Origin of the sequence: Enteractinococcus helveticum (genome assembly GCF_001657475.1) — a bacterium.
Lineage (GTDB): Bacteria > Actinomycetota > Actinomycetes > Actinomycetales > Micrococcaceae > Yaniella > Yaniella helvetica.
In genome coordinates this window covers 1-407 of sequence record NZ_LXEY01000024.1, presented here as the reverse complement: position 1 = coordinate 407, position 407 = coordinate 1, and the positions used below count along the sequence as shown (strand labels likewise).

At 34.6% G+C, this 407-nt stretch carries 1 protein-coding gene; it reads left to right on the top strand.

The window, feature by feature from the left end:
• Window positions 1-15: 15 nt before the first annotated feature.
• On the top strand, window positions 16-407 hold a 392-nt coding region (locus A6F49_RS14375), incomplete at its 3' end, for an inositol monophosphatase family protein (RefSeq protein WP_235605015.1).

Sequence of the window (407 nt, the reverse complement as noted above, 5' to 3'; positions counted from 1 at the left end):
GATTATTGTATTATATTGGCGTATTTTTATGAAGGTAAACCAATGTTATCGTACGTATATGATTATCCGCATAAAAAGCTTTATAAAGCAATACGAGGAGAAGGTGCTTTTTGTAATGGAATTAAGATGGAAGAACCACCATCGTTAAAATTGGAAGACGCTATTATATCGTTTAATGCACAAGTGATGAATCTAGATACGGTGCAAGATTTATTTGACGCCTCATTTAGTTATCGTTTAGTTGGTGCTTGCGGATTAGATTCTATGCGAGTGGCAAAAGGTCAATTTGGGGCACATATTAATACAAATCCTAAACCTTGGGACATTGCTGCACAGTTTTTATTTGCAGAACTATTGAATCTAAAAATGACGACTTTAGATGGTAAGGCAATTGATCATTTAAAGGG